The organism is Shewanella oncorhynchi, from assembly GCF_012584455.1.
Lineage (GTDB): Bacteria > Pseudomonadota > Gammaproteobacteria > Enterobacterales > Shewanellaceae > Shewanella > Shewanella oncorhynchi.
In genome coordinates this window covers 166495-176990 of the sequence record NZ_JABAEB010000011.1, presented here as the reverse complement: position 1 = coordinate 176990, position 10496 = coordinate 166495, and the positions used below count along the sequence as shown (strand labels likewise).

General features: G+C 45.6%; 6 protein-coding genes. 4 read left to right on the top strand and 2 right to left on the bottom strand.

The features are described 5' to 3' along the window. Window positions 1-704: 704 nt before the first annotated feature. Window positions 705-5258 (bottom strand): ATP-binding protein, encoded by a 4554-nt coding sequence (locus tag HGO26_RS17520; protein WP_113941555.1) that lies wholly within the window; start codon window positions 5256-5258, stop codon window positions 705-707. Window positions 5259-5379: 121 nt separating this feature from the next. On the opposite strand from HGO26_RS17520, the gene HGO26_RS17515 reads away from it, so the two are divergent. Beyond that, a complete protein-coding gene (locus HGO26_RS17515; RefSeq protein ID WP_105251501.1) occupies window positions 5380-6291 on the top strand; it encodes a LysR family transcriptional regulator in 912 nt (303 codons plus the stop codon). A gap of 164 nt (window positions 6292-6455) precedes the next feature. On the opposite strand, the gene blaOXA is transcribed toward HGO26_RS17515, so the two are convergent. Beyond that, window positions 6456-7280 (bottom strand): class D beta-lactamase, encoded by an 825-nt coding sequence (gene blaOXA / locus HGO26_RS17510; protein WP_168826813.1) that lies wholly within the window; start codon window positions 7278-7280, stop codon window positions 6456-6458. A 330-nt stretch (window positions 7281-7610) separates the two neighbouring features. Here blaOXA and HGO26_RS17505 point away from each other — a divergent pair, with 330 nt between their 5' ends. The 3 genes from HGO26_RS17505 (at window position 7611) to endA (ending at window position 10489) form a co-directional block, all read left to right on the top strand. Next, window positions 7611-8765 carry a C15 family peptidase gene (locus tag HGO26_RS17505; RefSeq protein ID WP_168826810.1) on the top strand — a complete coding sequence of 385 codons (1155 nt, stop codon included), beginning with the start codon at window positions 7611-7613 and terminating at the stop codon, window positions 8763-8765. 158 nt (window positions 8766-8923) lie between these two features. After that, window positions 8924-9583 carry a SprT family zinc-dependent metalloprotease gene (locus tag HGO26_RS17500; protein ID WP_168826808.1) on the top strand — a complete coding sequence of 220 codons (660 nt, stop codon included), beginning with the start codon at window positions 8924-8926 and terminating at the stop codon, window positions 9581-9583. Between the two features lie 129 nt (window positions 9584-9712). Beyond that, window positions 9713-10489: an endonuclease EndA gene (gene endA, locus HGO26_RS17495; RefSeq protein ID WP_168826806.1), complete on the top strand. Its 777-nt coding sequence runs from the start codon at window positions 9713-9715 to the stop codon at window positions 10487-10489. The last annotated feature ends 7 nt before the right edge of the window (window positions 10490-10496 follow it).

Below are 10496 nucleotides of genomic sequence, written 5' to 3'. Positions count from 1 at the left end.
ACACTGAGCGCCGAACGCTTCCAGTTGGCTAGGGCTGCGTATTCTACGCATTTCCCGTTTCGCGTCAAGGAGTTTTTACAACTTCTTGCTGCGCTTGAATTAAGTGCTTAAAAGCTACTCAATTCAACCTAACTCGTCAGCTGGCTTTCGCTGTCTGCCGTGTCAGTGGATGCGCATTATAGGGAGATTGAGAAAGTCCGCAACCCCTATTTTAAGGAAATTTGCAGTTAATTCTAATTATCTAATCTAGCCACACCATACCCACCACTTACCCCCAAAGTTATCCACACTCCGCTCATTTTAGACTCAGTTTCAACTTAAAATGAGGTTTGATGAACCTCTATTACTACGAATAAAGCACGGAGATTCCGTTGATTCTCGAGGCCAGAGGTGGGTTCTTGATGCAGCTTGTTCTAATAAATGGGCGAACGATAGATTAAAGAAACTCTTTGCCGACTTAATCAGAGATACAGGCCGTATTGCACAAAGCTGATATTGGCCACTTGTTAGCGATGAGCTTATCTATATAAAGCTAAGTCGATTTATCAAAGACGTAATGCAAATTAAGAGTGACATGTTCGCTTACCTATATTTAGTGACAGGAAATTTAGTGACAGAAAATTTAGTGGCAATAATTTAGAAGCAAAAAAATACCCGCCAATGGCGGGTATTTTCTCATTCAGCTATGGAGTTAAACGCTGAGCTTATTCTTCAACAGGCGAGACCACGAACAGTAAGTCGCCTTGAGACACTTGCTGACCATTGCTGTTCAGGATGCGCTCTATACGATACTTCTTATCTTCAGGGTACAGAATCGCACTCTGACGGTTAAAGCCGGCTAAGGTCACTTGCGAGAACATCTTCATCGCTTCTGTTAGTGCTAGTGTTTGATCGACTGTGACTATGTCACCTTCTTTCACGAAGTCCGCTTCACCCGGTGCAGAAGAGGTATAGAAGATACCTGCGCCTTGGGCTAACACTTTCAGTTCGTTACTTTCGCCAACACGCAGTGACTCAGTATCTACTTCCACAGTTTCAGCGGCAGCTTCCATTTCTGCGATCAACGCAGGAATATCGAGCTCGGCCATTAAGCGTGGCAGATAGTTAGTGTCGTAAACACCTTCGTTGAAGGTACCATCTTTCAAGATCAGCTTGAGTAACGGAATGTTAGTCGCGATGCCTTTCAGCACTACACTGTCTAAGTATTCGTACAGTTTGGCAATCACATCCTCACGGTTTTCACCGCGCATGATGATTTGCGCAATCAAGCTATCGTAGTATGGCGATACTTCTTTACCTGGCGCAGCAATCGAAATGATTTCCACATCTGGATGATCTGGGAACACACACTCAGTGATCTTGCCCGGATTTGGGATCAACTGCAGTATGCCATGGCTATCGAGCGCCGCTTTCTCAGCCGTCACACGTACTTCCATCGCATAACCAATTTCTTTAGGCTCTAACGCTGCAATTGAACGGCCAGCGGCAATATCAAACTGCGCACTAACGATATCAATACCTGAAGTCGCTTCCGTGACTGGATGCTCAACCTGCAGACGCGTGTTCATCTCCATAAAGTAGACTTCGTTCGCATCTAAGTTATAGATAAACTCTACGGTACCTGCGCCCATGTAATCGGTCGCGTCGCCTAAGGCACGGGTATAAGCAAGCACTTGTCGCTTCAGCTCATCTGGCAACATAGTTGAGCCAGATTCTTCTACCACTTTTTGGTTGTTACGTTGAACCGAACAGTCACGCAAACCTAATACTTTCGCGTTGCCGAACTTATCACGCAGTAACTGCACTTCGATGTGACGCAGTGATGTCACATATTTCTCTAAGTACAAGTCACCGTTACCAAAGGCGGCAGCCGCTTCGGTTGCAGTTTTTTGGAATAAACCAATCATGTCTTCAGGACGTTTTACAACCTGAATACCTTTACCGCCACCACCTTGTACCGCTTTAAGCAGTACTGGATAGCCGATTTCGCTCGCCACGTTTACGGCTTGTTCAGCATTGGTCAGAATACCGTGCGAACCAGGCACAACAGGTACGTTTTGCGCTTGCGATGTCTTAATTGCGTTCGACTTGTTACCCATAGTCGTCATTGAATGCACGCTAGGACCGACGAAGTTAACACCGTTATTCACACACAATGCAGCAAACTGCGGGCTTTCTGATAGGAAACCGATACCTGGATGCAATGCATCAACCTGTTCATATTCGGCTACTTTCAGCACAGAGTATGCGTTCAAGTAACTTTCATCCGATGTGTTACCACCGAGACAAACTAACTTGTCGGTTTCTTTGAGCATGTCCGCGGGCACTGATGTCATATCAGGATCCGACGCCACTAATACCACATTGATATTATTGTCATGCGCCTTACGAATAAGTTTTACAGCTGTACAACCACGGGCGTGAACCAATACTTTGTTAATAGGCTTCATTAACTTACGTGGATCGTTCTGCACGATCACTTCTTCTTCAACAGTAGCTTCAACCACTAAGGTCGACAGTGCATTGATGATCACATCGTTAATTTTTGCCGAAGGCATTGGCATCAGAGGATCGATACCTGCTAACTGAGAGTCTAAATTGTCGCTGAATGGGTTATGGACTAAGCCCGCCATTGCGCCAGGTACTTTTGACAAGTAGTTAGACAGCGTTGCCGTTGATGGTAAGTAAGCTGGCACCACCATTTGACCTGCGAATGGCATGTTAGTACCAGACAGATAGTAAGTTTGCACCAATGGGTGAGTCACAAAACTCGCCTGCGCACCACCGGTACAGTCACCAAAACCAAACATCAGTACTGGCAATTCGTTATCACGAATAAAGCGCGTGATACGATCGTTCACCACAGCCATAGAGAATAGCGCCGCGGCGCCTTCTTTAGTCTGCATACCGCCTGAACTGATAAAGCACACAACGGGTAATTTACGCTTAGCACACTCGATTAATAGTGCAGAGAATTTCTCAGCACTGGCCATATCGAATGCACCCGCTTGGAATGCGGTGTTAGACACTGCCACACCCACACGCACTTTTTGACCTTTTTCTTTAAAGTCAGCAATACCTGTGATCAAACCACATGGGCGAATGCCTTTATCTAATGCGTCTTCAATCGATAAACGGAAGCCTGGGAAGTTGAGCAAGTTAGCCGACATTTTGTCGCCGTTGATCTCTTCGAAATGGGTAAAGAACTGCTTCACCACATTTTCCCAAGTCATGTTGCCTTTACGTTTTTCGTCACGTAGCACTTTTTGGATCAATAGATCTTGATAACCCATGGTCAAGCGGTTCCAGAAGTCCTTACGACGACCGATACGCACAGGGTTGATCGCGCCAGTGTACTTGCTGGTATCGCTTTCACTATCGAAATACTCAGGCAGTAAACGCTCGAAGAAGTAAGTCAGTACCACGAATAGACTGTCGTTAAGTTGTGGGAAACCCACACTCTTCCACTGCTCTACTCGCACCAACAAATCGGCGCGGTTCGATTGACCCATAAAATACTTGAGCCACTTATAGAACTTAGCTTTGTCGTTCGAGGTATCTTGCGTCGACAATGCATGGTCAATTGACTTGTGCAACAGGTTATTCACTGAGTTACGTGACAAACTCTTCGACATCATGGCTTCTTTAGCGATTGACGCTAAGCTGCCCACAACGTTGTCATACAAGGCATTGAAGATCAGAATATTATGGCATTGCCAAATAAAGTCTTCACGCAGTTCTTCATTTACCACCACATCCAGCACAGTCAGTTGATTCAGCTCAGGCCATTTAGCTTGAGTCACAGACTTTGGCAAATTTTCTAAGTGCTGAATAAGCCCTTTGAAGTTGTTAGCCGCATTGCTTTTCCAGCGGTGATATAAAGACCAACTGATGTTGAATAACAGCGCCTTACGTGCTTTTTTATAGTTCTCTTTTGGCTCACCCAAAATCAAACGTGTCAGCATGTTACGCTCGGTCGAGACTTCGTCACGCTTAGCGACAAAGTTAGTCCATAATTTATTCAAATCTTCGTCATAAACTAGCTTGTCAGGGTTAGACAACCAAGCTTGGAACACACGGTCTTGTTCCTGTTGAATACGTGCCAACAGATCACCTTCTGGCACGCTAGCACGTGACAGACGACCATATTGCTCTTGAGAAATAGAATGGATACGGCTACGTAGCGTTAAATAACGCAAATAGCGATAGGCGCTACCAAACAAGTTATGGTGACTGGTCGGGCTCGTTGCCACAGCCAATTCTGCGTTCAGTTCCAAAGCCATCAAGTTTTTAGATGGATTAAGGAAACGAGTTAAACTGCGATCATAATGCTCACGTAAATCTTTAGATTCACGCACAAAATTCATCGCTGCACGCTCAACCGCTTCTACGCTGCTAATAATAGCGCGGCGCAGATTGTGCTGACGCTCGTCACGATCGCCAGGTGAAAAGTCGATGATACCGTCGATACAACCTGAGGTATAAAGCTCTTCTGGTGATACACCCACAGATTTCGCACATTCTTGCCAAGATAAGTTGTACTTACGGGCAATACTTTGCAGACCTTGTGGCTGGATCGTATTGAAAATACCGTCACGCAACGACAACAGAATGTTCGCCGCCGCTAATGGAATTGCGCCACCAGAATAACCAGCACCAATTACGATACCGACTGTCGGTACGTCAACATTGGCGCTTTCTGCGATAGCTTTAGAAATTGAATGCGCTTGGTTTTGGCTGTTAGCGATTTCGCCAGCATCCGCCCCTGGGGTATCAATTAAATAGATAATAGGCATAGACAATTCGGCGAAATGACGAATTGCCTTACAAGCGGCGTAATGATGCTCAGGCATCCAAGCACCGTTAGCGGTAGTGCGTTCTTGGGCAATAAAGCCAATACGACGAGTGCGTGAACCAAAGTTCAGCTCGACCTCAGCACTGTAAAAAGAGCCCAAGTGAGTTTCCGTAATCAAACGACCTTTAAGATCGGCAATAATACGTTTTGCACCAGGACGACCTTTATCTTGGGTCGGCTGGATCACTTTAGCAACGTAACCGTCGACATCTAAAGATGCCAAGTCTTTTAAGTTTGCTTGAATAGCATCCTCATTTAAAAGACCTTTAATTTCTTCCGATAAACTCTGTTTACTGTGCTTAGGAAACAGAGAAAAATCTTTTGCCAAATGCTCGGCCTGTAAAAAAAGCGGATCGGGCGTTTGGGCTTGAGTCATGTGTTTGGGCTGATTATTGCTGGTCATCAAAAGATCCTCTGCTTAGCCTCTGAAAATTTTTAGCCAATAAATATAACTTTGTTATCCCGTCAAATGCCATTAAACTGCATAGGACGCTTTGTTCCAAATATGAGACAGTGGGAATAACATGCCAGATTTAAACGGTATGATGCTATTTGCAGCCGTAGTTAGAGCGAAGGGATTCTCCCAAGCTGCACGTGAAACCGGCCACCCAAAATCCACCATAAGTCGCAAAATCGCGCAGCTAGAAGAACAACTTGGCGTGCGATTACTACAGCGCGACACCCGTAATCTGAGTTTGACCCAAATCGGGGCACTCTTTTATCAACACTGTGATTCGATTCGCAATGAGGTAGAAGCGGCCAAGGCAGTTATCGAGAATACTCACGATGATGTGTCAGGATCATTACGCATTGCAATCCCAGTGTCATTTAGCCAAGAACTTATCGCTAACCTCTGTAGCGGATTTATGCGTTTATATCCCAATGTTGAATTGGATGTCCAGTTTACCGACAACGATATTGGTTTAGTCGGTGAAGGATATGACATAGCCATCAAATATGGCCCACTTCAATCGTCGGACTTAGTCGCAAGATTACTGTTTGAACGCCAGCCAATTTTAGTGGCAAGCCCTGCATACTTAAAACTCAAAGGCACACCCGCGACTCCAAAGGAACTCAGCCTGCACAGTGGGATTTTATTGGGGACTTCTCGCTCAGCACCAATTTGGCCACTGGGTAAAGGTTCGCGTAAAACCATGGCGAACTTTCAGCGTAAAGTGAGGGTCAACAGCCCGATAATGGTGAAGCAATTAGCCATAGATGATTTTGGCATCGCCATGTTATCCAATTCAGCCTGTAAGACCGAACTTGCTAATGGACAGCTAGTACCAATTTTACAGGAGTGGCCGATTGAACCTTTTAAGGTTTATGGGGTTTATTCGAGCCGACGCCAACTGGCCACCAACATCAGTGTCTTCTTAGATTTCTTTGTAAAACGCTTCAGCAGCCAAGAAAGCCTGCAATCCCTAATGGGTTAATGTTTCCCGTCGCATCAATGAAGCCTGTTTCAAGAAAGCCCAATAAAAAAGCCTAGATCTGAGTCTAGGCTTTCAGTATCACGATTGATGTCAGCTAAGTAGGCAGCTTCATACGCAATTCTCGCAAGGTTTGGATACGCTATGCTTACGCTACCTAGCATGGGCTAAGGAATAACGCGTTCCCGTTTTAAGATTTCCTTAGTAATGGCTTGACGCAATGGTAAACCTGCGGCGTCGGGAATATCCATATTCATCGCAAAAAACCATACATTATCATCGAGTTCAACCCAACCTACCCACCAGCCAATGCTTGGTTCTGCTCTGACTGCATAACCGGTTTTCGCACGGATAATATAGTCAGAATTCGCTTCAGTCAGCATGGCTTGCTTAACAATACGTAAACTGCGCTCAGAAGCGTGTATCTTGTTGTGATAAAGCTTACGTAGGAAATCGATTTGCTCCGTAGCCGAAATTCGTATGCCACCATCTAACCAAAAGCTATCCAAATTTCCCGAAATATCCTCATTACCATAATCAAACGAGGCGATCATCTTCGACATACGCGCCTCACCAATTTGGCGAGCAAACTCTTGGTAGACAGGCACAACCGAATACTTCATTGCAGTAATAAGGTTATGATCACGATTCCAAGTTGCGATATCTCGACTTTTACCATCCCAATTAAAGACTTGATGCTCATCCTTCACCACGCCAAGCTCTAGCGCGATCAAACTGTTAGGAATCTTAAACGTCGATGCAGGTAAAAAACCTTGATTGGCACGTTTAAGATTATTAGTGAATCCCTGTTGCTTGTTTTCATTCCATAACACCACTACGCCTTTAGTTTGGTGCTGAGTAAAACTAGCATCCCAACTGCGGGTTTCTTGCCACTCCTTAGCTGTAGTAGATGCAAAAGTCGGCGCCACTAAGCTTGACGACACTAAAATAGACGACATCACCAGCACAGCCGATATGGTGAACAAACGCATAAAGTCTCCTTGTAGAAAAACAAACAATCCAATGAACTAAAAAAGTGATTAAGGCTATCACTTAGGGTTTTGGCAAGCCCTAGCAAACTGCTGACCAATTGTGGCAAAAAAGAGGCAAACTAGACCCTATTGCACTGTTGCAGATGGGTTAATGCCAGCGCCACATGATTTGTGATAGAAGATATTGGCATAAGATGACAAAGATCACTGAGCTTAACTTTATTACCCTCAGCTTGTAGTGCATACTTTTTGGCATAAGAGACTATCCGCACGAAAAAAATAATCATTATTTCCAATGAATAACGTCTAATCACTACAGGGAAGCCAAACATGTTGAAGCCAGTGTTAACACTCATCCTCACCACCAGCTTAATGACTACAGCCAGTGCCGTGCAGTTATTTGGTGACGTTGAAGTTTCCCGCCTACCAGCAGCCGAAAAAACCATAGGCGACGTAGTCACTCGCTATCAAGCACTTGACGATGGTCTGGCTCAACTGAGCTCAAAGAAAAACGAAGTTGACGCCACCCAATTAGCGGCGCGCCAAGGACACAGATTGTGGCAACAAGCTGTCCGCGATGTACAGTCAGGGCATTTTGACGACCGACCTTTATACTGGGCTCGCCTTGCCATGCTTAATAGTCTAGAAACCACCAGCGCCAACTTTAAAATGGCCGATTGGCAACAAGACATATTAATGAGTGCGGTTGAAAAGGCCTCACGGGGTTTTAGCGATATTCAATATGGTGATGATGTCCAAATCAAAATATTTCTCACTGGTTTCGATCCTTTCTTCCTCGACAAAGATATCACCCAGAGTAATACTTCAGGTTTAGTCGCCCTCGCCTTGGATGGTTTTCGCTTTGAAATTAATGGTAAAACGGCGCAAATAGAAACCGCTATGGTGCCAGTGCGTTTTGCAGATTTTGATCAAGGACTTATCGAGTCGCTATTGAGCCCGATTTATCGCGATCCCAAAACCCAATTTGTGTTCACCGTTAGCATGGGCCGAACTGATTTTGATATTGAACGTTTCCCAGGGCGAAATCGCAGTGCAGCGGCGCCCGATAACCAAAACGTACTAACTGGCGGCACTAAAACCGCACCGGTTGCCCCAAAGCTTAATGGTAAAGATTTTATCGGCCCCGAATTTGTGGAATTTTCACTGCCTGTTTCGGCTATGCAAGTCAAAGATGGTCAATGGAAAGTCAATGATAACCATACTGTCACTACCCTTGCCCGCGGCGAATTTAGTGCAACATCATTAAACGAACTGCAAAACGAAACCTCAGTCGAAGGTTCAGGCGGCGGTTATCTCTCTAATGAAATCTCCTATCGCGCCATAGTCTTGCAGCAAAAGTTTAATAGCCATACCAAGGTCGGCCACATTCACACACCAAGAGTCAAAGGCTATGACGCAGATACTGAGCAAGCCATAGTCGAACAAGTACGCACTATGGTGATGCAGGCGGCAGCGAGTTTATAGCCAAGTCACACTGGCTGAAACTGGCTGAAACTGGCATTGTCAGATAGCGTTCGCTATGATGCGAACGCTTCTGATGTGAACGCTTAGGCAGGCTTAATCACCGATAAGTTTTAAGCACTCAATTTTATCTTTAACCGACGAGATCCAACGCTAACCCTATGCTGAAACCCGCTGACTTACTCAATGCCTTACGCCGTCGCAGCAGTGAAGCACTTGCCCCGCTGTCAAGGTCGACGCACGCAGCCTTAGGCCAAAGCCAAGATAAGTCGCAGGTGATAACGAGTCCACCAGCACCCAATCCGACTCAGGCGCATATTTTCACTGGTTCATCACGCCCACTCTCGTCACTACAAATTCAAGTACTAGAGCGAATTGAAGCTTGTTATCAAGAGGCCGAGATATCGCTTAAGCGCACTTTTCCACGCCCAGTCACTCAATTTAGTCTAAGGGGTAAGAGTGCGGGTACGGCTCATCTGCAACAGAATCGCTTGCGATTCAATCCTGTATTGCTACGCGAAAACAGCGAGGCATTTCTGACTGAGGTCGTCCCCCACGAAATTTGTCATTTACTGTGTTTTCAGCTTTTTGGCAAAACCAAGCCCCACGGTAAAGAATGGCAATCTTTGATGTTAACGGTATTTAAGGTCAATCCGAGTACCACACATAGCTTTAATACCACTTCAGTTACGAGTCGCGATGTTGAGTATCGCTGCGCCTGTGGACCGATTCGACTGAGTATTCGCCGCCATAACAAGGTGCTGCGTGGTGAAAGTCGTTATATCTGTAAACGCTGTAAGACCCATTTAACTGCGATCTAGCGACTTTCAGCAAACAAAACCCCCACCTAAGTACGACTCAATTTGCATAAACAGCGATATTTCCCTTACCATCACGCCATAAAAGATGAGCCAAAGGCTCGCGTAGTGTTTGTTATTTTGGGATAAATTTTGAACAAAGCTTCTTTAACCGTTAATTCACGGCGACTTTTGTTGTGCCTAATCACTTGGGCGGCGACCTTATCTGTGCCCGCAAGTGCCTCAGTGTCACATCCCAGCAGTTTCAGCCAAGCGAAAACCAAGTCACAGGCGCTCTACGCAGGCAGTCGCCAAGGTACTCTGCCCGCAGTCAGCTTTTACTGTGGCTGTGAAATTCAGATCAAAGGTAAATCGTGGAAACCCGATCTCGCCAGCTGTGGTTATCAAGTCCGTAAACAGGAAACCCGCGCCAACCGTATCGAGTGGGAACACATAGTCCCCGCCTGGGAATTTGGCCATCAACTCCAATGCTGGCAAAAGGGCGGCCGTAAAAACTGTGCCGATAACAGTAATGAATTTAATAAGATGGAATCGGACATGCATAATTTGGTGCCCGCAATTGGTGAGGTCAATGGCGATCGCAGCAACTTCCGATTTAGCCAATGGAACGGTAAGGCCGACCAATATGGCCAATGTGCTATGGTAGTCGACTTTAAGAATCGTCAAGCACAACCTCCCGCGAATACCCGCGGTAAGATAGCCAGAACCTACCTCTATATGCAGCAGACCTATGGTCTTAAAATCGCCTCTAGCCAATTAAAATTATTTAAGGCATGGGATAAAACCTATCCAGTTGATACTATTGAGTGCAAACGTGATAACGCCATAGCGCAAACCCAAGGTAACCATAACCCCTTTGTGCAGAATGCCTGTAATGCGCCACCACAGCGTCAACAATTAGCCGAATAAGGTCGAC

Bases quoted from the DNA above. Each gene is read 5' to 3' on its own strand.
- HGO26_RS17520 (WP_113941555.1), bottom strand. From the start codon at position 5,258: ATGACCAGCAATAATCAGCCCAAACACATGACTCAAGCCCAAACGCCC.
- HGO26_RS17515 (WP_105251501.1), top strand. From the start codon at position 5,380: ATGCCAGATTTAAACGGTATGATGCTATTTGCAGCCGTAGTTAGAGCG.
- blaOXA (WP_168826813.1), bottom strand. From the start codon at position 7,280: ATGCGTTTGTTCACCATATCGGCTGTGCTGGTGATGTCGTCTATTTTA.
- HGO26_RS17505 (WP_168826810.1), top strand. From the start codon at position 7,611: ATGTTGAAGCCAGTGTTAACACTCATCCTCACCACCAGCTTAATGACT.
- HGO26_RS17500 (WP_168826808.1), top strand. From the start codon at position 8,924: ATGCTGAAACCCGCTGACTTACTCAATGCCTTACGCCGTCGCAGCAGT.